Origin of the sequence: Ruminococcus sp. BSD2780120874_150323_B10 (assembly GCF_015553695.1) — a bacterium.
In the GTDB taxonomy this organism is placed as follows: domain Bacteria; phylum Bacillota; class Clostridia; order Oscillospirales; family Acutalibacteraceae; genus Ruminococcoides; species Ruminococcoides intestinale_A.
Genome location: NZ_JADNHD010000003.1, coordinates 107,223 through 128,539 on the forward strand (window position 1 = coordinate 107,223; position 21,317 = coordinate 128,539).

The 21,317-nt window shown below is 38.5% G+C and carries 28 protein-coding genes; 7 read left to right on the plus strand and 21 right to left on the minus strand.

What is annotated here, in order from left to right:
• Window positions 1-72: 72 nt before the first annotated feature.
• The 6 genes from I2E21_RS03095 to I2E21_RS03120 form a co-directional block, all read right to left on the minus strand.
• Window positions 73-1,263, minus strand: a complete 1,191-nt coding sequence (locus I2E21_RS03095; protein WP_118054368.1) for a hypothetical protein — start codon at window positions 1,261-1,263, stop codon at window positions 73-75.
• Window positions 1,260-1,814, minus strand: a complete 555-nt coding sequence (locus I2E21_RS03100; protein WP_021972109.1) for a sigma-70 family RNA polymerase sigma factor — start codon at window positions 1,812-1,814, stop codon at window positions 1,260-1,262. Before I2E21_RS03100 ends, I2E21_RS03095 begins: the two co-directional genes overlap by 4 nt.
• Window positions 1,815-1,981: 167 nt before the next feature.
• On the minus strand, window positions 1,982-2,359 hold the full coding sequence (locus I2E21_RS03105; RefSeq protein WP_195410375.1) for a TnpV protein: 378 nt from the start codon (window positions 2,357-2,359) through the stop codon (window positions 1,982-1,984).
• A 261-nt stretch (window positions 2,360-2,620) separates the two neighbouring features.
• Window positions 2,621-3,571: a restriction endonuclease subunit S gene (locus tag I2E21_RS03110; RefSeq protein WP_195410376.1), complete on the minus strand. Its 951-nt coding sequence runs from the start codon at window positions 3,569-3,571 to the stop codon at window positions 2,621-2,623.
• Window positions 3,571-5,085: a class I SAM-dependent DNA methyltransferase gene (locus tag I2E21_RS03115; protein WP_195410377.1), complete on the minus strand. Its 1,515-nt coding sequence runs from the start codon at window positions 5,083-5,085 to the stop codon at window positions 3,571-3,573. Before I2E21_RS03115 ends, I2E21_RS03110 begins: the two co-directional genes overlap by 1 nt.
• A gap of 12 nt (window positions 5,086-5,097) precedes the next feature.
• Entirely contained in the window at window positions 5,098-5,307 is a 210-nt protein-coding gene (locus I2E21_RS03120) for a helix-turn-helix transcriptional regulator (RefSeq protein WP_195410378.1), read from the minus strand.
• A 488-nt stretch (window positions 5,308-5,795) separates the two neighbouring features.
• Here I2E21_RS03120 and I2E21_RS12220 point away from each other — a divergent pair, with 488 nt between their 5' ends.
• The 6 genes from I2E21_RS12220 (at window position 5,796) to I2E21_RS03150 (ending at window position 10,962) form a co-directional block, all read left to right on the plus strand.
• Complete coding sequence (locus tag I2E21_RS12220; RefSeq protein ID WP_147518343.1) at window positions 5,796-6,005, plus strand: hypothetical protein; 210 nt, start codon at window positions 5,796-5,798, stop codon at window positions 6,003-6,005.
• Between the two features lie 201 nt (window positions 6,006-6,206).
• Window positions 6,207-6,509: a hypothetical protein gene (locus I2E21_RS03130; protein ID WP_195410380.1), complete on the plus strand. Its 303-nt coding sequence runs from the start codon at window positions 6,207-6,209 to the stop codon at window positions 6,507-6,509.
• A 12-nt stretch (window positions 6,510-6,521) separates the two neighbouring features.
• On the plus strand, window positions 6,522-7,352 hold the full coding sequence (locus tag I2E21_RS03135) for a ParB/RepB/Spo0J family partition protein (RefSeq protein WP_195410381.1): 831 nt from the start codon (window positions 6,522-6,524) through the stop codon (window positions 7,350-7,352).
• Window positions 7,352-7,495 (plus strand): hypothetical protein, encoded by a 144-nt coding sequence (locus tag I2E21_RS03140; protein ID WP_177946296.1) that lies wholly within the window; start codon window positions 7,352-7,354, stop codon window positions 7,493-7,495. Before I2E21_RS03135 ends, I2E21_RS03140 begins: the two co-directional genes overlap by 1 nt.
• A 36-nt stretch (window positions 7,496-7,531) precedes the next feature.
• Window positions 7,532-9,457 (plus strand): recombinase family protein, encoded by a 1,926-nt coding sequence (locus tag I2E21_RS03145; protein ID WP_195410382.1) that lies wholly within the window; start codon window positions 7,532-7,534, stop codon window positions 9,455-9,457.
• 152 nt (window positions 9,458-9,609) lie between these two features.
• The gene (locus tag I2E21_RS03150) at window positions 9,610-10,962 is read left to right on the plus strand and encodes an AAA family ATPase (protein WP_195410383.1); all 1,353 of its coding nucleotides are present in this window, start codon (window positions 9,610-9,612) and stop codon (window positions 10,960-10,962) included.
• 171 nt (window positions 10,963-11,133) lie between these two features.
• Here I2E21_RS03150 and I2E21_RS03155 read toward each other — a convergent pair whose 3' ends face one another.
• The 4 genes from I2E21_RS03155 to I2E21_RS03170 form a co-directional block, all read right to left on the minus strand.
• Window positions 11,134-11,550 carry a hypothetical protein gene (locus I2E21_RS03155; RefSeq protein ID WP_186936048.1) on the minus strand — a complete coding sequence of 139 codons (417 nt, stop codon included), beginning with the start codon at window positions 11,548-11,550 and terminating at the stop codon, window positions 11,134-11,136.
• A 45-nt stretch (window positions 11,551-11,595) separates the two neighbouring features.
• The gene (locus I2E21_RS03160) at window positions 11,596-12,792 is read right to left on the minus strand and encodes a hypothetical protein (RefSeq protein WP_195410384.1); all 1,197 of its coding nucleotides are present in this window, start codon (window positions 12,790-12,792) and stop codon (window positions 11,596-11,598) included.
• Between the two features lie 35 nt (window positions 12,793-12,827).
• Window positions 12,828-14,045 (minus strand): hypothetical protein, encoded by a 1,218-nt coding sequence (locus I2E21_RS03165; RefSeq protein WP_195410385.1) that lies wholly within the window; start codon window positions 14,043-14,045, stop codon window positions 12,828-12,830.
• A gap of 383 nt (window positions 14,046-14,428) precedes the next feature.
• Window positions 14,429-15,058, minus strand: a complete 630-nt coding sequence (locus I2E21_RS03170) for a hypothetical protein (RefSeq protein WP_195410386.1) — start codon at window positions 15,056-15,058, stop codon at window positions 14,429-14,431.
• 150 nt (window positions 15,059-15,208) lie between these two features.
• Between I2E21_RS03170 and I2E21_RS03175 the strand changes: the two genes are divergently transcribed.
• Window positions 15,209-15,907, plus strand: coding sequence for a CpXC domain-containing protein (locus tag I2E21_RS03175; RefSeq protein ID WP_195410387.1), 699 nt, complete (start codon window positions 15,209-15,211; stop codon window positions 15,905-15,907).
• A 158-nt stretch (window positions 15,908-16,065) separates the two neighbouring features.
• Here the strand turns inward: I2E21_RS03175 and I2E21_RS03180 are convergent, their stop codons facing one another.
• Genes I2E21_RS03180 through I2E21_RS03225 form a run of 11 tightly spaced genes read right to left on the minus strand, consistent with a single transcriptional unit; the run spans window position 16,066 to window position 21,314 of the window.
• A complete protein-coding gene (locus tag I2E21_RS03180) occupies window positions 16,066-16,542 on the minus strand; it encodes a putative phage tail protein (RefSeq protein ID WP_195410388.1) in 477 nt (158 codons plus the stop codon).
• A complete protein-coding gene (locus tag I2E21_RS03185; RefSeq protein WP_195410389.1) occupies window positions 16,542-17,600 on the minus strand; it encodes a baseplate J/gp47 family protein in 1,059 nt (352 codons plus the stop codon). The genes I2E21_RS03180 and I2E21_RS03185 overlap by 1 nt, the downstream gene beginning before the upstream one ends.
• Window positions 17,587-17,937, minus strand: a complete 351-nt coding sequence (locus I2E21_RS03190) for a hypothetical protein (protein WP_195410390.1) — start codon at window positions 17,935-17,937, stop codon at window positions 17,587-17,589. Before I2E21_RS03190 ends, I2E21_RS03185 begins: the two co-directional genes overlap by 14 nt.
• Window positions 17,930-18,268 carry a hypothetical protein gene (locus I2E21_RS03195; RefSeq protein WP_022235605.1) on the minus strand — a complete coding sequence of 113 codons (339 nt, stop codon included), beginning with the start codon at window positions 18,266-18,268 and terminating at the stop codon, window positions 17,930-17,932. The genes I2E21_RS03190 and I2E21_RS03195 overlap by 8 nt, the downstream gene beginning before the upstream one ends.
• 1 nt (window position 18,269) lies before the next feature.
• A complete protein-coding gene (locus tag I2E21_RS03200; RefSeq protein ID WP_195410391.1) occupies window positions 18,270-19,196 on the minus strand; it encodes a hypothetical protein in 927 nt (308 codons plus the stop codon).
• On the minus strand, window positions 19,190-19,708 hold the full coding sequence (locus tag I2E21_RS03205) for a DNA circularization N-terminal domain-containing protein (protein ID WP_195410392.1): 519 nt from the start codon (window positions 19,706-19,708) through the stop codon (window positions 19,190-19,192). The genes I2E21_RS03200 and I2E21_RS03205 overlap by 7 nt, the downstream gene beginning before the upstream one ends.
• Entirely contained in the window at window positions 19,705-19,833 is a 129-nt protein-coding gene (locus tag I2E21_RS12435) for a hypothetical protein (protein ID WP_271229669.1), read from the minus strand. The genes I2E21_RS03205 and I2E21_RS12435 overlap by 4 nt, the downstream gene beginning before the upstream one ends.
• Window positions 19,833-20,192, minus strand: a complete 360-nt coding sequence (locus tag I2E21_RS03210) for a hypothetical protein (RefSeq protein ID WP_195410393.1) — start codon at window positions 20,190-20,192, stop codon at window positions 19,833-19,835. Before I2E21_RS03210 ends, I2E21_RS12435 begins: the two co-directional genes overlap by 1 nt.
• Before the next feature lie 3 nt (window positions 20,193-20,195).
• Window positions 20,196-20,627, minus strand: a complete 432-nt coding sequence (locus tag I2E21_RS03215; protein WP_195410394.1) for a hypothetical protein — start codon at window positions 20,625-20,627, stop codon at window positions 20,196-20,198.
• Window positions 20,602-20,958, minus strand: coding sequence for a hypothetical protein (locus I2E21_RS03220; RefSeq protein WP_195410395.1), 357 nt, complete (start codon window positions 20,956-20,958; stop codon window positions 20,602-20,604). Before I2E21_RS03220 ends, I2E21_RS03215 begins: the two co-directional genes overlap by 26 nt.
• Window positions 20,955-21,314, minus strand: a complete 360-nt coding sequence (locus tag I2E21_RS03225; protein ID WP_195410396.1) for a hypothetical protein — start codon at window positions 21,312-21,314, stop codon at window positions 20,955-20,957. Before I2E21_RS03225 ends, I2E21_RS03220 begins: the two co-directional genes overlap by 4 nt.
• Window positions 21,315-21,317 lie beyond the last annotated feature (3 nt).

Sequence of the window (21,317 nt, forward strand, 5' to 3'; positions counted from 1 at the left end):
TGCGGGATTACATACATTTTAAGACAGAGAAACACCCTGCAAGATTTTGAAGTCTTACAGGGCGTAGGTGGTTCATTCAGGAATTAATACATCTCCATCGGAGATTGTTGCCTTAAATGCCGAAATTGCACCTGCAATGGTGTTACCACTGGTTTCATCAATTTCGCCTTCATAGGAAATTTGCACGGTATCACCAACCTTGACAATTCCATAATCTACATAACGGGAGATACGAAGGTCATTTAGCAGAACCTTGTAGGTGATACCGTCCGCCGGATTCTTGCACAGGATAGAATCATCCACCAAGATATATTCTTCCGTAATCTTAATGATTGTACCGGCTACCGAGTTTCTGTACGGTTCATACTCTACTTCAGTGGAATTCTCTTTCGCATAATGGATAATCCTGCTTGCAGCATCCTCGCCGATGTTGAATAGATACTGCCAATTAAATGCGTTTGTCCACAGATAGCCGTCTTCCGTCACATACAGAGCAACTTTGTAAACACCAAGTGCTTCGGAAGTAATCGTAAAACTGAGGTAACTTCTGTCACCAACCGTCCATGTTTGATCTTCAACGAAAGGGGCGTTCCTACATTCGGACAGAACTTCCCACACATAATCGTCACTGCTCAATGCAAAATGTTTGCTATCAGGACTATTGTCTCCTTCGGAAAAGCGCTGAAGCTCCACGACCTCGGACAGATTTACGACATCCATAAGCTCACCAAGGGTGTTCGGAGGAGCATACTCGTCATTCTGAAAGACATAATAACTGTCCTCCATCTTTACGGCTATAAACTGACTTTGAGCAATATCCTTCAGTGCATATGCTTCAAACTCGGCAGAATATTTTTTTCCATTATTGACTTCATCATATCCAACCACAGTGTAGTTGCCAATTCTCTCGCCAATCCATGCTTCTGATACCGCACGGCCTTTTCCATGATACTCAATACCGTCAATTTCGACATTTCTATATTTTTCATATACAGTCTGATACTCCCATGGCCATACAATTGCAGATTCGCTGGCTTGGATAGAAAAGTCCTTGTATCTGCCGTCGGTTCCCTCCGGTGTTACATTTTCCCGAAATAGCGATGGGAGGATTGCCGCCCCTACAATTACAATCACTGCAAAGCATGCTGCCAAGGAACCCCATTTTAACCAATGTTTCTTATTTTTCTTCTTGCACTTAGCTGCGTCGGCGACAAGATCGTCATCAATTTGCCCGATGGCATTTGCGATTCTCGGTGTTTTCATATTTCAACGCCCTCCTTAATCAAGTAATCTTTTAGCTTGTTTCGGGTGTAGAACAACATATTTTTGACCTTACTCTCAGTAAAAGAATAGCGCTTTGCAATCTCCCTTATAGAATCGAAATAGAAATACTTGCGGATGAAAACATTCCTGACATATTCCTCCTGACTGCGAAGAAACTTACTGATCAGCTTACCTACATCCTCGTCGCTCACATCGGGAGCATATCGTTCATCCGGCAATACTGCCGCAAGCTCATCCAAGGATAAAATAATTTCCGCCGACCGTTTCTTTCGCTTCATAAACTCCAGTCGCTTCAAAGAGAGATTTCGTGCAATCTTGCAGATAAAGGACATGAAATTGTGCGGTCTTGTAGGCGGAATGGTGTTCCACACACTCACATAAGTATCATTAACGCATTCCTCAGAATCTTCGTGATTATTTAGAATGTTATAGGCAATACTGTGGCAGAGTTTTCCGTACTTTGTATCCGTCTCCTTGATCGCCTGTTCATCTCTATTAAAGTAGAGTTCTATGATTCTCAGATCATCCATGTTGTTCACCTCCCTCATTTGACCTAAAAGCGCTTTCACCTATTAAGTACGTTTTTTGAGGCGATGGTCTTAAAAAAATAACTCTTTTAGAATTATACCATAAATCTTTGATTTTTCGGTCATATACATAAAAACGGCGGCAAGGTTTTCCTCGCCGCCGCTCCGGCTTAACTGTAAATCAGTTCTGCATTTACAATCTCCACCGCTCTACTGCGAATATTATTCATCCTGCCAACCCACTCCATTTGATTTTCTGTCTTTAGTTGCTCGGTTACGCCCTCACGCTCCGACATCTGTTTTATCAACCGAAGGAACATATCCTTTGCCTGTTTGTCTATCTCGGCAAGGTATTCGTTCAGCCTTCCGCTTGTGAGCAAATTGGTATATGTAAGCCTGTGATATTCTTTCAGATAGTGCAAATGCCGATGTCCCCACAAACCGATAGGCTGTTCTTTTTCGGTTGGTAAGATAAGACAAGGAATATAATAATCTCCTTGCAGTTCATACCACAGACCATTTTTATCATCGTAAATATACTTGTCCATTGAAAATCCTCCGTTATAATATATTCGCACATACATCACAGTTCTCCGATTGCCACACTCTGTTATATCTTGTTATGAGATTTTCTTGCCCTTGCATTTGCCCTTATGAGCAAGGAGGGAAAGAGTAAACTTGTGTGTAACCGTATAAAGAGATAAGGCGAACACATTGCGATAAATCCTTTGTTTTCAAGGCTTTTGGAGGATTTTATTAAAGCACTGTAACCTCTGTTGAAAGGTCATAATTTACTGATATTCAAATTATCATTTGTCGATTAGTTTAACAAAGTCAGCAAACTCGTTTTGAAGTTCGATTGGTACATCCATTATTTCTTTCCCGTGAAATTCGTTCCTATTTAAAGTTGGAACGCCAGCACCAGACTTAAATCTTTTAAGATTAAAAAACATCAACAGGTATTTTAAGTATATCAAATTATTTCCATGTGTGTTATTAGAGTACAAAGTTGTATTTAAAGGCCAAAAAGGTTCTTCGCTAACATAAACTTCACCTATGGTTCCAGACCTTCCTGTAATTATCCCTCTATCGCATTTGGCGATAGTATGAAAACCTAATACCCCGTTAGAACCATAAACAGGAACGGAACCATGGCTATCTCTATTCTGGACAGGTAAATCATGTCCCCTTTGAAGTGTAACAACATCAATAAGCTTTTTAGTAGGGAATTGCTTGTTGTTATTTTGTGGATCTCCAAACATCTCGATAAATCGTGATTTTACCAACTCATCAAGAGCATTTAAGCGTTGCTTTGCATTATCTATAGCGGTTGCAACAGTGTCTAATTTCTTTACGATGTTATTCTGCTCTGCAACAGAACGATTTTTAATTTTGAATTTGCTATATTCGGAAATCCAAACCCTTTTATGGCTAAAAGGTGTGTAATCAATCGCCTGCATTGCGTAAAAATAATACTTAAGGTTATCCTCTGCATTTGCCTTGTGCAAAATTTTTATAGCTGAAGATTTTACCTTGAAGTCAAAATCAACGTATTTGCAATCAGCGGTAAAATCATCAAATATAATCACGGGATTTTCTGACGCCTTGCATATGCCGTCTGTTTCATCGGTAAAACCTAAAACAAAAGATTTTCCTGCGGTTAATACGGGTAAAGCAAAATCATCGGAATAATTCTCGGATTTTACAATGTATTTAGTTGGTTGTTCGTACTCAAGTACATTTTCTAAACAAATAACCATTATTTCGTACCTTTGCTAATCTCACCCATAAGTTCATTGAACTGAACTTCCAAATCATTTATAGATTTCAATATTTCGGCAGTAGGGCGATATTCTTTCTTTACAATTTCTTTTTTCTGATATTTGTTAAGGCTGAGCACATAGTTGTTGTCAACGATATCCTGCTTTGTTATGAAAAAAGATTTTTCGTATGGGGTACGGCTTTCCTCTTTGTCTAAATTTTGAAATCTTTCGATTATATCAGGAATGTCGTTTGACTTTACCTCGTTTCTCTTGTCGTCAAGAGAAAATCCGTCGGCTTCCATATTGTAAAGCCATACCTTATCGGTACCGCCGTTTTCTGTTTTATCAAAGATAATTATAGCGGTTTGCACCCCGGAATAAGGCTTGAATACGCCACTCGGCATATATATGATTGCTCTCAATCTTTGGTTTTCAACTAATTCCTTACGAATAATCGTGTATGCCTTTTCATTAGTATTGTTTACTACACCGACAGGAACGATTGAAGCACATCTTCCGCCGATTTTAAGGCTTCTGAGGAACAAAGCAATAAACAGGAGCTCCGTTGATTTGGACGGGCAAATATCTTTTAGGGATTTTGCAAGGTCATTAGCATCAAGAGAGCCACTGAATGGTGGATTTGCCAAAATCAAATCATACTTGAATTCATCTTTGTTATCATCGGTAAGTGAATTTTTGTAATAAATCTGCGGATTGGATACATCGTGCAATGTCATATTCATTGTACCGATTCTGAGCATATCAGGGTCGGTTTCATTTCCGTAAAACATTTCATTGTTAAAAGCGTATCTGCTTTCTTTGTTATTCAGTTCGCCTTTTTGGTTTTCGGCAATATATTTAGCAGATTCCATCAAAAATCCGGCAGAGCCCATTGCGGGGTCACAAATTTTCTCGCCTAATTTCGGCTGCATTAGCTGCACCATCATATTGATAATGTGTCGAGGCGTGCGAAACTGTCCGTTTGTACCGTTTACGGATAACTTAGCAAGCAAGTACTCATAAACATCACCCATAATCTCTTTGTTGTCAAGATTCAGTTCGTCATCATCCAATCCGCGAATAACCTTTTCAAGAATTTTTCCACTGGGAATATCAAGCTTCGCATCGGTCATAAATCTGGAGAAAGCATTGTTTTCTCCGTTGTGCATTTCACGAATGAATTTAAAAACAAAATCTTTAACAATATGGTACATTTTCTCGGTTGAGAAATGCACAAAGTTGTGCCATCTTAAATCTTCGTATGCGACAGCATCTATTACATTACCGTCCTCATCTTTATCCTCGGCAAAAGTCCCTTCGGGAAATGTAGGATTTTTAATTTTTACACCAAAAGCGTTGGCATTTGCTTCCTTTTTGATTTGAGCGTCATCTAACATTTTAATAAAAAGTAAGTATGTAATTTGAGTAATGTTTGTTTTGGCGTCAGCCATTCCATTATCCCACATACCTTGCCATATGGCGTCTATTTTTGTTCTTGTTGTAATATCCATTATATTTGCCCCTTAGTTTTCTTCTGGTAAAATTTCTAATATATCGTCAATCGTGCAGTTAAGACGACAGCAAATCTTTGCTAACACTTCAACCTGCACAGATTCGTTCTTTCCGAGCTTTGCCATTGCGTTTGATGAAATCCCTGCTTCCGTGCGAAGTTTGGTTTTATTTAGATTTTTATCAATAAGTAGTTTCCACAACTTGTTATATGAAATCGCCATTATTTACCTCCTAATCGACAGCAATTAAAAAGGCTATAAATATCTACAATAGATTATAACATTTTATGTTTTGTTTTTCAACTGAATCCATTATATTTCAATGAAATATTTCATTTCTCAACGACGATAAGCGTTATTGGGTATGATTTTATTTCCCAAAATCAATATATTTTCATTTTTGGGAAGTTAATGCTGTAAAGATTACAACTTAATATTTTTTCAAACACTTTCTCCTCTCGGTTCATGAATCGGGAGGAGATTTTTTGTTTTCAAAAGAAATTTTTAAAAATATTTGCAAAAACACCCCCAAGAATCCTTTCCCATTTCAAACAAGTGAAAGGACTTTTAATTTTCTTTTCAAAAATACCCCCATTTTTTCGCTTCCTGGTTCAAACAAGTGAAGGGTATTAAAAATTTTTTCAAAATCGGGCGAATTTGGGTGTGCATTTTGACACCCTTTGTCCAAATGAGTGAAAGGAGTTTTTTCTATGGCAAGATTATCAAAGAAATTGAAACAGGAATGGGATTTTTTTATCAGTCCCAAAACAGGCAGAAGAACATACAACGACTTGTGCCGTAAATGTCGGAAGGATTGCAAACAAAGTTTTCGAGCAATCGTTGTCTGTTGTCCTCTGTATTGTTCTAAAAGAAGCATCAAATCTCCACCAAACAGCAACGTTTTTAACGATTCGGGATAAGAGGATAACAGATATTTGTTTTAAAATAAAACGGCTTACAGAGAGAATTTTTGATGGTTTCGGCTCCTTTTTGATACAGAAAAACGGTTGTTGCAACTATCATTTTCACTCGCCGTTCAAAACAATTCAAATAGCAGGTAACCGTATAAATATATAAATAAATATATAGTTCTTACCTGCCGTAAAAGAAAGGACTTAAAGATGATAGCAAATAAAGTATACACAAGAGATGAAATGAGAGAGGAACACATCATCACTTCCGATTATCGGTTCATAGACAAAGAGGGCGAATACTTTGCAAAACTGATAATGAGAGCAGAGGCAAGCAAAAATATGATGCGTCTTTTCTTTCAGTTAAGCGACGGAAGAAAGATAATCACGCCTGTGTTCTGGTGGCAGAGTTATCTCGGATTTTATGAGATAGATAACGGTACAAATCTTCGATTGATTTATGAGAGAAACGGCAAAGGCATCTCACTGAAAGAAATTGAAATATTGGATTAAGGAGGCATTGAAATGCAAGAACCAATAAAGAACATCAACATAGATTTACTTGTTCCCTTTGAAAATCATCCGTTTAAGAAAAGAGACGGAATTGAAAATGAAGAGCTGAAAGAGAGCATAAAGGAAAACGGTTTACTTGAGCCGATAATTGTTCGTTCTTTTTCCGCCGGTACTTACGAAATCATCAGCGGTCACAGGAGAGTTGAAGTTTGCAAAGAGCTGGGAATAAAAACCGTTCCCTCAATAATCAGAGATATGACAAAAGATGAAGCTGTAATAGCAATGGTGGATTCAAATTTGCAAAGAGAACATCTACTGCCAAGCGAAAAAGCTTTTGCTTACAAGATGAAACTTGAAGCAATGAAACATCAGGGGAAAACTTATGGACAAGTTGTCCACAAGTCGAGAGATAGCATTTCGGACAATGAAAGTGGCAGACAGGTGCAACGATATATCCGCTTAACGCACTTAATACCCGAACTGTTGAAACTCGTTGACGAAGAAAGGATAGCCTTTACTCCGGCTGTCGAGCTCTCGTATCTGCCCGAGAATGAGCAGAAAATATTAGCCGAAGAAATAGAATACACAGATGCCACGCCTTCGTTATCCCAGGCACAGCGACTGCGAAAATTCAGCGAGCAAGGCAGACTGTCCATAGACACAATATTTGCCGTTTTAAGTGAAGAAAAGCCCAATCAAAAAGAACAGGTCAAATTCAAAACCGAAGATATACGCAAATATTTCCCCAAAAGTTATACAAGCCTTGATATGCAAAAGACAATTATCAGCCTGCTTGAAAAGTGGCAGAGACAAAGAGAAAGAAACAGAGGTGAGGAGCGATAATGAATAAGAAAATCGACAGCTTATATGCAGCGCTTATGCTTATTGAAATTCTATATGAGCGTGGGCTTATAAACAAAGCCACATTTGACGCCGTGAGAGAAAAAGTTAAATCCGAAAATCCGCACAATTCACAGGCGGCTTAATGTCAAATATACTTAAAAACACAAGGAGGAATTTTTATGACAAACACAATTTTTAAAAACAACACGAAAATCGGGAATCCTTACGATTTTCTTGATCGCAACAGACATCGCAAAATGGTCTTTTACGGCCGTGTGTCCACCGAACACGAAGCACAGATGGCTGCTCTCGAAAATCAAATTGAATGGTACGATGACCAAGCGAAATATCACCCCAACTGGGAGGTGCTGAACAAATATATCGACGAGGGAATAACGGGAACGCAGGCGAAAAAGCGACCGGCATTTCTGCAAATGATAGAGGACGCAAAGAAAGGAAAATTTGATTTGATTGTAACCCGTGAGGTCTGCCGATTTGCGAGAAACACCGTTGACACTCTTGTTACCACAAGAGAACTGAAAAATATCGGCGTTGAGGTTTATTTTGTGGAGGATAATATTTGGACAATGGACGGAGACGGTGAACTTCGACTGACAATTATGGCAACTCTTGCACAAGAAGAAAGCCGCAAAACATCGGAGCGTGTAAAAGCCGGACAGCATATCAGCCGCCAGCAAGGTATGGTGTACGGCAGAGGAAATATCTTGGGTTATAACCGTAAAGCAAAATCCACATACACGATAAACCCCGAACAGGCGGAAACCGTGCGAATGATTTTTGATTTGTACTTACAGGGCGAAATGGGCGCTTCCAAAATTGCGAACGAGCTCACACGGCTTGGACGAAAAAATGCATCGGGTTTGGTAAAGTGGTCACCGTGCGTAATTACGAGAATTGTCAATAACCCTACATATATGGGTTATCAGGCTTACGGAAAATCATACAGCAACAACTATCTTGAACAAAAACGAATACTTAATAACGATTTTTCCACATATATGCTCGTAAAAAGCGATTATGAGCCTATTATAACCGAGGAAGAATGGTATCGGTGTCAGGAAATCAAACAACGGAGAGTAACAAAAACAATAGGCGTTTCTACCGACGGCAAGAAGAAACAACCGAATCACGGTAAAAACGAAACAAAAGACCTGTGGGCAACCAAATTGAAATGTCGATGCGGAGCGTCTTTCCGCAGAAATCGCTGGCATAAAAATAACAACGCACCTTGGTCATACGGATACCTGTGCTATAACAGGCTGAATAACGGCTCTGCTCAAAAACGACGTGACGCAGGATTGGACGATACAGGCTACTGCGACCAGACGGAAATACCCGATTGGAAGCTTGAAATGATGGGCAAAATGATTATGGAGCAGGTATGGCGGACAAGAGCCGAAGATATAAAGCTTGCCTGCGAGATACTTCAAGAATGTTATAAACCGGATAGTAAAGCTCCTCAACAAAACAAATCGGTTATGCTTGCAAATATCGAAAAACTAAAATCCAAAAAAGATATTCTTTTGGATATGCGCAGCGACGGCGAAATCACAAAAGAGGAATTTTTGAAAAAGAAAGAAGACATTGATAAAAAGATTTCACAGTTGACCGCAGAATATGAAAAAGACGATTGCCCGACCGAAAGCGACGAAGCGGGTTTGGAACTTGGCAAAATTGAAGCGGCGCTGAATGAGCTGATTGATTTTTCACAACTGGTCTTGCCCCGTGAAATTTATCAAAAGTTTGTTTCAAAAGTAACACCTTACAGCAAAACACATTACAGGTGGTATCTGAACTTAGACGGCACGGGAACACAGATGGCAGATGTTAAGGTAAACGGCAGAAAATCCAATGCGACTGTCGCATTCTGCGACGAGGGGGAAATTCCCCCGGTACATTTTAAAGAGATTATTTTCTTTAATATTTTGAAACAGGAAATTAAAAACAAAAAATCGTTTTTCGTGGCTACTCTGCACAGGCTGCTATTGCTGAAATGTAATTCAGTCATTTTTGTACTTATATTATATAGCGTAATATTTTGGGCTGTCCCGTTTTGGGACAGCCCTTTTGCATTGCTTAAATAATTAAAAAATCAGAACAAGGCTTTTTAAAGTCTTGCGGGCTTTGCCCACACCCACAAACTTTGAAAAGTTATAATTTATTCGACATCATATTATTGAAAAGTCAGATTATTTGTGATAAAATTTACTTGAAAAGTCAGAACGGAGGAAATGATATGCTCTACAGAAAAATCGAAAAATTGATTGACGAACATTTAAAATCTGACACTCAAAAAATTCTTTTGATTGACGGCGCAAGGCAGGTCGGAAAAACATATATTATTCGTTATGTAGGTCAAAGATTATTTGAAAATTTTATTGAAATAAATATGGTTGAAGATTCCATAGGCGACCGTCTTTTTGCCAATACAAAAACTATTGAAGATTTTTATTTGCAAGTAAGTATGATTGCAGGCAATAAAATGAAAGCTAAATCCGACACATTAATATTTATAGATGAAATTCAGGCATATCCGCATTTACTTACACTGCTTAAGTTTTTATCTCAAGATAATAAGTTCACATATATAGCAAGCGGCTCGCTTTTGGGTGTAACATTGTCGCAAACAACATCAATTCCTATAGGAAGTATTCGTAAAGTACGAATGTATCCGCTTGATTTTGAAGAATTTTTGTATGCTAACGGAATGAATGAATTTGTAATCTCCGCAGTGCAAAATAAATTCAAAGAATTACAATCACTTGATGAAAATATGCACAATAAAATGATGGATTATTTTCAAAAATATCTGCTTATAGGCGGTCTTCCGGATGCAGTCAACTCATATCTTAATGAAAAAAATATTCAGTCCGTGCGAAATATCCAAAACGAAACACACGATTATTATGCAGCAGACGCATCAAAATATGATGAAGAAAAAAAGCTAAAAATACGCAGAATTTATGATCTTATTCCTTCTAATATGGAAAATAAAAAGAAACGAGTAATAGCAAAAAACATTGAAAATAAAAAAGGCAAAACTTTTACAGATTACAGCGATGAATTTGAATATCTTATAAGCGCCGGCATAGCACTTAATGTACAGGCAATTTCCAATCCTGTTTTTCCGTTAATTGAATCCACAGGAAAAAATCTGCTGAAACTATATCTTAATGATGTGGGTATTTTGACAAGTATTTTGTACGGTAATAATATCAGAGCAATTTTGGATAATAAAAGCAGTATAAATCTTGGCTCGGTATATGAAACTGTAGTGGCAAGCGAATTGACTGCGCACGGATATAAATTATTTTACTATGACAACCGCAGTAAGGGCGAAGTTGATTATTTGATAGATGACTATAACAGCCTTTCGGCAGTACCTATTGAGGTTAAATCGGGCAAAGATTACACAGTTCACAGTGCACTTAATACATTTGTACAAAATGAAGACTACCACATAAAAAAAGCCTTTGTAGTATCAAACGAAAGAAAAGTTCAAACAAAAGGCAAAATAACTTATATTCCGATTTATTATATAATGTTTTTTAACGCTAATTCAACTTTGGAAAACAATATAGAATTTTAACACAGCTGAATTATAAGGTAATCTAAATAATTTATAGTTTAGCAAAATAATTATAAAAGGCTGACTCGGTATCAATTGCCGAAGTCAGCCTTTTTAGGGAGAGTATATTAAGAAAGAAAAAGAATTTGCAAACTTTTAAATCACATTAACATATTAAATAATTTTAAATTCTTATGAACATACCTTACATACATCCATAGAATAGACCATATTATCTTTTGCAACCATTGTAAGCGGCATTTCAGGCAAAATTATGTTAAAGCCTACAAGGAAGCTTTCTTTACCGCCATCGTGAAGTCCCGTTACAATTCTTACGACATTATTTTTCTTGGCAAATTCAGCCGCTGCACGATCTGCGTTCTTATCAAAAAGCACTGTCATATCCGCACCAAACTGTTTTGATACCATATTAAGGTATTCAATCTGCCAAGCTGCCTCGGTGTAATCGTGCGTAGGCTCAAGCACAGACAATACTCTTAAGTCGCAGTCTGTATCGTCTGCAATCTGCTTTGCAATCTTAATAATTCGGTCGCAATCAAACTGCAGTGTTACACAAGCAAGCACTACAGCACGCTTTTCAGTATTCATTTTGTCACCTCCAAACATTTCCGTGCGTAAGTCGCATTGCACGGTTTATAAATCGTTTTTCAGATAATCCCACAAGCGTGAGGCATCTGACTGACCATTATATATATAATCCAAATCGGTACCATGCAGGTTAAACATATTCCTGCCGACAAGGAGTCCGATACCGAAGTCGTTGTAATCGTTTCTTGCACTGTACATAACTATATAGTGATTATTCGCATATATGAATGACGGTCTGTAAAGTCCGCCGCCGTCCCACACTGTATAATCATCTGACGGAGAAGCTACTTTCATTGCTGTTTCCCAATTGAACCCGTCCTCCGATGCTGAAAAATACAGATTCATATGCTTTCTGTCTTTTTTATTGGTTGTAGCGCAGGCTAACAATTCATATCCACGGTTTGTTTTTATTACATCAGGGTGCCATACATATGCACCGTCTTCAAAAGTTAAGTCTGTGGGCTGAGGCTGCGACCATACACCGTTTCTCAATTCTCTGTAATAGAGTTGATAATGACACACATACCATACTTTATATGCACCATCGTCACGGATTATGGCAGGACTCACCATATCATACTTTTCTTTTTCGTAGGTTTCAAAATAGACAAGTTTGTCGCTCCAATTATCACCGTCATACGAATATCTCATATACAATGCCATATAGTCGGTATCATAATCCGTATATCTCCAAAACAGCTCAAGGCGGTCAAGTTCTTTGTTATATACAAGATGACTGTCCGAATTATAGCGTACGGATTTTTTATAATTTGCAAGCGGCGGCTCTGTAAATTTTACCTCCGAATAATTTATAAGATCGTTTGTTCCGACAATCTGCGGATTTTCGTAGTAGTCATTACCACTTGGATAAGGTGTGTAAGACAACCAAAATCTGTAACCGTTCCATTCCTTACCCATATCAATCAACTTTGGATGATATGCATTGTTCGGATAGTAACTTTCAATTGTACTGTCGGAATTTATCAAATTAAGTTTGCTTATTGAATTTGAAGAAAAATTAAAATCCTGTTTAAATTTCTTTTTTGAGTCAGTTTCTGTATTTTTACTTTTTAAATTAGTTTGTTTGCTTAAAGCGGCTGATGGTATCTGCGGCTTTGTTTCTGATGTTGATGTTGTGCTTTCACTCACACCGTTTGAAACAGCATTTCCTGTATTTGCACAGCCTGCAAAAACCGATGCAGTCATAACTGCCACAAGCAAAAATGCAAGTATTCTCTTCATATGTACCCTTTCTAAACTAAATCAGCATTACTAAGTCAACCGTCAACTTTAAAGCCTTCCTCGCTTATCTCCGATTCACTTGAAAAATCTTTATACTGATCTATAAATCTCCAAAACTTCCCGGCGCTGTTTACTCCGTCATTTATATAATCGCAGTTTGTACCGTAAAGATTATACATATCTTTGCCGAATAAAAGTCCCACACCAAAATTTTTGGCGTCATTTCTTCCGCCGTAAAGGACATAATACATTCCGTCCGAATACATAAATGTCGACCTGTAAAGTCCGTTGCCGTCCCAGTCAAAATCGTTACCGGTAGGCTCAAGAACCTTTTTGGCAGTGCCGAATTTCAATCCGTCATCTGACTTTGCATAGTAAAGATTCATATGTTTTCTATCTTGCTTATCTTTGGTTGCACAAGTCAGAATTTCGTACTTATCATTATTCTTAATTAAATCTATATGCCATGTAAATGCATCGTTTTCATAAGGCAGTTTACACATTCTTATTTTTGACCATTTTCCATCCTTGAGTTCACGATACTTTACTTTATAAGCATTTACATACCATACTCTGTATGTACCGCTATCATATACAATACCGGGACTTACCATATCTTCTTTTTTTCTGTCATAGGTTTCAAAAAAAGTTTCCGGTTTGCTCCATGTATTGCCGTCATATGAATAACTCATTAAAAGAGAGGCATAATCAATATCATAGTCTGTGTATCTCCATATTATCTCAAGACGATTCAAGTCATTGTTATAAACAATCTCACTGTCCGAATTAAAGCATCTGCCATTTTTATAATTTGAGAGAACAGGTTGCGAAAATTTAATTTCGGAATAGTTAATTAAATCGTTCGATGCAACAATATGCGGATTTTCGTATTCATCATTGCCTTGCGGATACGGAGTGTATGACACCCAGTATCTGTATCCGTTCCAACCGTCTTTACCTAAATCAAGCACCTTTGGGTGGTAAGCATTGTTTGGAAAGCACTCTTCCTGATACTCATCAACGCATTTTAAGTTCAACTTTGACGGCGAATTTTTGGTAAGTTCAAATCCTGTCATATCAACATTCGGCGATGTAGTAAACTCTGCAGGCTTTTTGTTAATAACAGTTGACGCCATAGTATGCGTGTTTTCGTATTTAGATGCATCGGTGTTTTCCGGTAAATTATATGCGGCAAAAACAGAAACACTAGCCACCGCAACCGCAGTAACAAATATCAACACAAACTTTTTCATTAAAAAGTTGCTCCCTTTCTATACAAATCAGCTTTTATATACGCACTTTGTATTACACTCATTAATACATATAACTATATATCTATACAGTGATTTTGTCAAGCCAAAAAGAACAACAATTTTTTTTAGATGCAAAAATGATACAAAAATCGGCGTTTCGTATGATACTATACTTTTTTCTGACTGTGTAAATATCATAGCCTCTGTATATGATTATATTATATTGACCGTGTGAAATTAAGGTGAATTTTGGCATAAGAATTATAAAAGTTTAGTTAACCATAATTTACCCCAACTTTTGATAAATAACCGCCTAAATTCACGTCAAAAAAAATCCGCCATTCACAAAGAACAGCGGATAAGAATTTATTTTTTAGTTAAAATCAAAATAACTCTTTGTCATCGGTTTCGGTGTCGGCGTCAAGGCTTTCGTCCTTAGCATCTCTCTGTGAGAGCTTATTTACATAAGCCTTTAAAGCCTCCATCTCCCTATCAACAGATTTTTTCTCTTCTGTTTTAACTTCTTCTTTTACGGGTTCGTTCTGAACTTCTTTTGCAGGCTCTTCCTTTTTCTCCGGCTGTGCCTCGAAAGGAGAACTTTTGTACTCGTTTTCATTTGAGCAAGCAACTGTAATGTCAACAACCTCTTCGTTTTTAAATTCAGGTTTCGGCTGTGTTTCGGGTGTACCGTAAAAAATATCGTTTGAACTGTCAACAATTTGACGGTAACACTCTCTTGCCTTGGCAATCTTAGCTTTGGAATTTTCAATTACTTCAAAAAGCTTTTTCTGCTGTTCTTCAGAAACGCTCTCGCCTTTCTTTGTATTCTCATAGAAAGACTTACCCAAAGCAATATATGCTCTGTTCATAAGCTCACTTTCACATTTCATAATAAGGCGAAGACGGTTAAGTTTTGCATTTGTACGGTTTTTCTCAACAATATTCTGAGTAACATTAGAAATAGTATCTGCCGCAGTGTTGACTGTACCTTTAACAGTATCAAAAAAAGTCATAGCAATATCTCCTTTAACGCATAAATGCGGGTTCGTTTTTATAACACTATTATTATGACAGATATTAAAGATAAAATCAATATTTTTTTTGAATTTGCTTGTTAAAAATGTACTTGTTTGATATAATATTTTAGAAAGAGGTGTTGAAATATGTCGGACAAGGTAATAAAAGCAATAGTGTGTCCGGGTTGTGGAGAACTTAGCAAAGCGGAAATCCACACAAGCATAAATCCTGCACGAGATAAAACTATAAGAAAAAGAGTGCTTGACGGAGAGTTGTTTGATTTCAGATGTCCGTCCTGCGGCTACACCGCTAAACTTAACTATCCGCTTTTATATAACGATATGAAAAACCGTTTTATGGTTTACCTTATACCTAAAATTGACCGTTTTCAGCTTTGCGACAATGAGCTTGAAAACAAATACAGCAATCTGCGCAACATCAACAAGCGAATTGTGCCAACATTCAATGCATTCAAGGAAAAACTGTTTATTTTTGAATCGGGACTTGACGATATGGCTGTAGAATTGACAAAACTCGCAATTAGCCAGACGGTATCGAAAAAGCTCGGAAACATTGAAGTAAACGAGGGATACCTGTCAATGTATGACAGAGAAACCAACACAATGGGCTTTACATATTTTACAGGCAAAAACAAAGAACCGTATGTACAAACCGCACGACTTGAAATATACGGCAAGTCAAAGGGAATCATTGACAAATTTGCTTATAAAGACAAAAAACTTAAAGGCTTTATAAAAATTGACCGAGAATGGGCAGAAAATGTACTTTACCGCTATAAACATTTCCGCCACATGGAAAAGGTCAGAAAATTAAATGAGGATTAAAAAATTACACTCCTATCAGTAACCATTACCGATAGGAGTTTTTTGTTTGTATTTTAATGAGTGGTGGGTTGTGGTTTACCGCTCAAATTTTTTGTTATTTAATATTTTGTCGCTTGACTAAAGTAAGCCGAACCACACTTTACCGTTCGCCCTTAAAATCAACTTGCAAATTCAACCGTAATCTCAAGATGAGCAGGGAAGTCGTTTTCAATCATCTTATTTACCCATACTTTATTTAATTCGCTCAAGGAATCGGAAATTTTTACGCTCAAAGCGTTTTGGGACGGATTTTCGGTGATTTTAAAATTACCGAGTCCGTATCCCTCCAAAATCTTATTAAAACCCTCGGGAGTACAAAACTCCTCGTTTGTCTGCTCTCTTATCTTTAAAAGTTCCCGCCTTTTCTCAATACTCAAATCATCTCTCACTGCGCCTGTAAATCTTTCCCGTTCGGTAAGTCCGTAACTTTGCGCCGTATCTATATAGTATTCCCCGAGCATCTCATCAAGTTCATTAAAAATCATATCAAGTCCGACAGAAAATGCCTTTATCTCTGCATAATTTCTGCCGCCCGGCTTAACTGCATAAATCTTAGTATTTTCAAGCTTTTTTGTCATTGAATCCAAGCTGTTCATTATTTCACCTCAATATTTACCGTACCTGCCGAAAACACCTGCGCCGCCGTCGCATTCACATCAACAAAATTCGTCGGAAATTTATATGAACAAATGCAGCCGCTGTTCATCAGCCTTTTTCCAAGCTCCGCCACATACATAGTACCGCCGATCTCAATTTCATTTAAGTAATCTTTAAACACCTGTGTACAAATGTTCACTATATCATTTCTGATATATCCGTCTTTAGCATACACTGCGACAGACAAATTAATTTTTCTCAATTGTGCCGAAATAACTTTAACATCAACATTCAGTTCTCTGTTTTTGGCGATAAGCACCTGTGCTTGTGCCACTGCCGCCGATGACGGCGAATTTTCTCCGTTGCTTACATATACATCTACCGTGCCCGTACCTCTGCCCTTTGCTATAACTCCCGCTTTAGTAATTCCTGGTACACTTAGCGCAAGTTTTTCGTAATATGCTTTGTTTGTTCCGTTTGACGGCACAAGAAAACTTGCCTTAATTCTTTCCCTTAATTCATCGTCGGTTTCTTCGTCACAACCGTCCTCAAACGGTTCTCTGTTATATGCGTAATTGATTTCCGCAGGTGCGGATACAATGATTTTTGCTGTATTAATGGGAATATTTGAAATCTTACCCGCCTTGTCCGCCTCTGCCGAAACGCTGACAAGTGTATTTCCCGCCGCAATCTTCGCATCTTCAACAGTAACATATCTTAGCGGCTCGGTATCTGCCGTAGCGACCATACTTCCTTTAGGAATAAAAATGCTGTTTTCAACAGGTTCATTGATAAAGAATGTAATTTCACCCTGCGCTTTCTGCGCCTGTTTACGCTCAAGTCCTCTTTGAGATGCAAAATAATCAAGATACTCGCCGCTTGCGGTAGCAACAAACATCTGATTTTTCAGCCACTCAATATTTGTCATTGCGTTAAAAATTTCGCCTGCAAGCACTCTCATTCTTATTGCCGCATCACTCGCTTCGTCAAAATCATATTTGCTTTTTGCCGAAAACTCCGATTTCATTCTGTTGTAAATTTCATCATAGGTAATCATCTGTATTAATAATCTCCTCTCTTACGCTTTCGTTGCAAATCAGTCTGATACTGAATTTCGGTTTTCTCAAAGCCAAAACTTTCGCAGTAACTGTCGGAAAATCCGCCAGTGCCTGCGACATTATAAGATTAACTTTTTCTTGAAAATTCTTATCATCAAAATCCACCTTGTTTAGTTCACATCCGAGTTCACGGTTATACACAAAACCTGCAAATTTTGCGCTGATTTTAAAAAATGCCTGCTGTAAAATTTCATCGTCACCCGAAATATGAATATACCTGCCGCCGCTGTCAACCGCAATATCTTTATTTTTAATCAGCGTATCCGTATCAGTCACCAACCTTTACACCGTTTATATATACCGAGCCGTCATTTTTCAGATATACTTCTGCACCGCCCTTTGACTTAAGCAGGATTTCACCCGGCTGAACGGAAGAAACCTCCGAAATAACGCCCACGCAAACCTCCTTGTCGGCAAGCGGAAGTACAACAGCTTTTTCCTTTACGGGAGGAATAGACACGATTCCGTACGGTGTAACAAAATCAAGTCCTATATGTTCGCCCGAGGCGATGATCGCATTGTTGCCGATTTCACTCATCACAACATTACCGCTCTCCGCTGTAGGTTTATTAATTGAATTTTTACTTAAATTCTCCGCAATCCACATATCAAATCTCCTTTTTCAGTGTAATAACTGTTTTTTCGCTCTTGCTGTCGGCAGTGTATCTTATCTTGTGCACATAAAGTCCGTCATAAGAACCGATAACCTCATCGTTAATCGTTGCTTTGTTGCCGACCTCGCACATAAGCATATACGGACATACAAGTTCAATTTCAAAAGCATTACCGTTGCTGGTGCTTATAATTCTGTCGGCTGTTCCCACAGAACCACCGCCTGTCAATGCGTCAACATATCTTCTGCGCACAAGCCTTGTATCAGCAAGGCTGTTTTTTATTACACTGCCGTATCTGTTGCCCTGCTTCACCTTTAATCTGACATCGGAAATCACCTTGTAACGCTTTATTCTGCTTTCCGCCGAAATATACCTGTAACTTTCATTGTTGCCGAAGCAAAGCACTTCACCGTTGATACCGCCGTTTAATATAACTCTGCCGTCGCCTGTAATTCTCGGCTTTTTTCCGTATTTATTTACGCAGTAATTTTCAAGCACCTGCCATTGGCTCATGCCCTTACTGATTTTTATATAACCGAAATAAGGATTGTTGTCGCCGATGTAACCGTTAAAGCCAAACGGCTGTAAATGCCGTTCAAAAATCACGGATGATGACGCATTAAAGTAAATGCAAGGTTCTGCCTCGTTGTCAAGCAAAATACCTGCCATACTCCTCGCCGTAATTTTTACGGTAATTTTCTCACCGCTGCTTTTGGTGATAATTTCGTCAATCTGCCCCTTAAACACTAAGTTTTCGCCGTCAAAGCCGTAAAGAAAATCGCCGTCCTCGCATCCTTTGATATACGGAAATTCAACGGTTACATCATCGGCAGGCACAGAAAACTCACTGTTATACACCACGGTAACGGGTGATGGCAGTAAAAGCATTCCGCTATGCGTTGTCATCTTAAATTTCAGCACAGCTTTATCACCTTTCCTTTTTGCATAAGCTCGTCCGCCCGCTTAACCCACGGATTGAGTTTTAACAGCGTTTCAATCCGAACATTGAAAGCGTAAGAAATATCCCACAAACAGTCGCCTGCTTTTGTGATGTATGTATTTACCGCCGTTTTCTTCTCTTTCTCCATAACTTCTCTGAAAACGAAGCTGTATGTAAGCATATCGGGTACAGGCTCGCCGATTACCGTAAGTTTTTCAAACACCGCATACACCGGTTTTATAAACGGCAAAGCAAGCACACCTACTCCGCCCTCCTCAAAAACTTTCCACAAATTTGCAAACTGCTCGTGGCAATCCTCTCCGCAAAGCTGACCTTTTCCTTTTATAAGCCTGTTTTTTCTGCCGAGATTCTGAATATATGCCGTGTTTTTCGGCGAGTTAAGCTCCTGTATGTTTTTTTCACACTCAAAACTTATCTCTTCCGGATTATATCTCCATTCATAGTTTTTAAATCTCATAGGAACAAGCGTCATCTTTCTCTTGCCTCTTCTTCCTCCGAAAATCCGTGACTGTATCGTCTGCTCTCTCTTTCAAGTTCCTCGCTGATTTTTTCAGCCTGTCCCTCGTTTTTGGCAAAATCGTTTTCTTTGTAATTCATTATGTAACCTCTCTTTTCTCGCAGCCGAGCACCATTTTCAGTATTGAAAAATCGGCGGATTTGTGTCTGCACCATGCACTTTTCACCGTGCAATTTCTGTAGGTTTCACTGCCGTCGGCAGTTTTCAGTTCAATGCTGTCCATTCTGCTTTCCTTTAAAAAGCCCTCTCTGCTCGGCACATTCATCTCTATGGTAACAGTGTATTCGTCCTTTGTATGTGCACAGCTCACACTGTCGCTCATATACTGTTTCACCTCATAAACCGTGCTGTTTTTCTGCGTTTCAACACTTATTATTCCTCCAAGGATATTGCCGTTTTTAAGCACGGTAATATCCTCTCCCTTTAAAAATTCCCTCAACCTTTAAACCTCCTCGCAAACAAAAAATTCCATAGTAAACTCAACTTTTCTGAAAATAGCATTTATATCCGTATCAAAATCAATTGCGGATACCGACAGTTCCGAAATTATTTTTTCGGTATCCGCTTTTTTCAATCCCTGCATAATCTCGCAGGTTATTTCAGAAAGTCCGCTGCCGTTTTCATCGGCAGGAGCATAAACAAAGATCTGCACTTTTGCCAAAAATTGCTCGCCCTTTACAGATGCGGAAAGATAATCACCCACATACTTTTTTGAAAGTACGGTATCCGTAACCGCAACTACCGCAAGAAAACTTGTTAAATTTATCTCTGCACCGTGGTTTCCGTGCTCTCTGATAAATTTTACCTTTGCAAGTTTTTCGTTTTGCTTAAGCCTTGCAATAATTCTGTCAAGTTGTGTAGTTATCTGATTCATACTCATCCTCCAATACCTCACCGCACGGTGCAAGTACGCCATATGCATATACTCCGTACCTGCCCACACGGTAAATATCGTATCTCCTAACAATATATTTACGGTCTGCGATTTGTATTACGCTTTTGTCGCAAGTCAGTTTTGTTTCGGGCTTGCCTATATACAAAAATCTTTCCGAAGTAACCGTTCCCGACACTTTGCGTTTTGTTGTACCGTAATATCTGCTGTTATACCTTATCGGCTGAATAAAAGCCTTTGTCTTTTCGTTATCGACCGTAATTTCCGTGCCGTATCTGTCAATAAGTTTGCCTACTGTGCCGTAGATTTTCAAGTTACCACTCTCCCGAACAAAAATCCCTCTTTCTTAATTAAATCAGAACATTTTGCAAGCTGGTCCTGCCAGAGCTTTTCGGCTTTGTCGCCCTCATCAGCGGGAGCTGTCACGGTAACATCTCCCGCCTTAAATGAAGAAACTTCGCTTTTACCGCACATAACATAAAGTTTGTACGCATATATGGCACATAAAAACTCAATCCTGCGTTCATCGCTTACTGAAAGCGGTTTGTCGGCAATTCTTGAATACACATAGGCACAGGCATCGTCCACAACACTACGCCACTTAATCGACTCACTGCTCTCAATACCGGAAAGCAGTTCAAATTTTTCAACAATGTTGCCCGTATTCAAAAC

What these genes read in the sequence shown, in the direction of transcription:
- I2E21_RS12435 (WP_271229669.1), bottom strand. Translation starts at nt 19,833, where the DNA reads ATGAATTACAAAGAAAACGATTTTGCCAAAAACGAGGGACAGGCTGAA.
- I2E21_RS03105 (WP_195410375.1), bottom strand. Translation starts at nt 2,359, where the DNA reads ATGGACAAGTATATTTACGATGATAAAAATGGTCTGTGGTATGAACTG.
- I2E21_RS03120 (WP_195410378.1), bottom strand. Translation starts at nt 5,307, where the DNA reads ATGGCGATTTCATATAACAAGTTGTGGAAACTACTTATTGATAAAAAT.
- I2E21_RS03215 (WP_195410394.1), bottom strand. Translation starts at nt 20,627, where the DNA reads ATGAATCAGATAACTACACAACTTGACAGAATTATTGCAAGGCTTAAG.
- I2E21_RS03115 (WP_195410377.1), bottom strand. Translation starts at nt 5,085, where the DNA reads ATGGATATTACAACAAGAACAAAAATAGACGCCATATGGCAAGGTATG.
- I2E21_RS03195 (WP_022235605.1), bottom strand. Translation starts at nt 18,268, where the DNA reads ATGTGGATTGCGGAGAATTTAAGTAAAAATTCAATTAATAAACCTACA.
- I2E21_RS03155 (WP_186936048.1), bottom strand. Translation starts at nt 11,550, where the DNA reads ATGAATACTGAAAAGCGTGCTGTAGTGCTTGCTTGTGTAACACTGCAG.
- I2E21_RS03150 (WP_195410383.1), top strand. Translation starts at nt 9,610, where the DNA reads ATGCTCTACAGAAAAATCGAAAAATTGATTGACGAACATTTAAAATCT.
- I2E21_RS03145 (WP_195410382.1), top strand. Translation starts at nt 7,532, where the DNA reads ATGACAAACACAATTTTTAAAAACAACACGAAAATCGGGAATCCTTAC.
- I2E21_RS03170 (WP_195410386.1), bottom strand. Translation starts at nt 15,058, where the DNA reads ATGACTTTTTTTGATACTGTTAAAGGTACAGTCAACACTGCGGCAGAT.
- I2E21_RS03180 (WP_195410388.1), bottom strand. Translation starts at nt 16,542, where the DNA reads ATGAACAGCTTGGATTCAATGACAAAAAAGCTTGAAAATACTAAGATT.
- I2E21_RS12220 (WP_147518343.1), top strand. Translation starts at nt 5,796, where the DNA reads ATGGCAAGATTATCAAAGAAATTGAAACAGGAATGGGATTTTTTTATC.
- I2E21_RS03140 (WP_177946296.1), top strand. Translation starts at nt 7,352, where the DNA reads ATGAATAAGAAAATCGACAGCTTATATGCAGCGCTTATGCTTATTGAA.
- I2E21_RS03135 (WP_195410381.1), top strand. Translation starts at nt 6,522, where the DNA reads ATGCAAGAACCAATAAAGAACATCAACATAGATTTACTTGTTCCCTTT.
- I2E21_RS03165 (WP_195410385.1), bottom strand. Translation starts at nt 14,045, where the DNA reads ATGAAAAAGTTTGTGTTGATATTTGTTACTGCGGTTGCGGTGGCTAGT.
- I2E21_RS03110 (WP_195410376.1), bottom strand. Translation starts at nt 3,571, where the DNA reads ATGGTTATTTGTTTAGAAAATGTACTTGAGTACGAACAACCAACTAAA.
- I2E21_RS03205 (WP_195410392.1), bottom strand. Translation starts at nt 19,708, where the DNA reads ATGACGCTTGTTCCTATGAGATTTAAAAACTATGAATGGAGATATAAT.
- I2E21_RS03185 (WP_195410389.1), bottom strand. Translation starts at nt 17,600, where the DNA reads ATGATTACCTATGATGAAATTTACAACAGAATGAAATCGGAGTTTTCG.
- I2E21_RS03160 (WP_195410384.1), bottom strand. Translation starts at nt 12,792, where the DNA reads ATGAAGAGAATACTTGCATTTTTGCTTGTGGCAGTTATGACTGCATCG.
- I2E21_RS03175 (WP_195410387.1), top strand. Translation starts at nt 15,209, where the DNA reads ATGTCGGACAAGGTAATAAAAGCAATAGTGTGTCCGGGTTGTGGAGAA.
- I2E21_RS03100 (WP_021972109.1), bottom strand. Translation starts at nt 1,814, where the DNA reads ATGGATGATCTGAGAATCATAGAACTCTACTTTAATAGAGATGAACAG.
- I2E21_RS03130 (WP_195410380.1), top strand. Translation starts at nt 6,207, where the DNA reads ATGATAGCAAATAAAGTATACACAAGAGATGAAATGAGAGAGGAACAC.
- I2E21_RS03095 (WP_118054368.1), bottom strand. Translation starts at nt 1,263, where the DNA reads ATGAAAACACCGAGAATCGCAAATGCCATCGGGCAAATTGATGACGAT.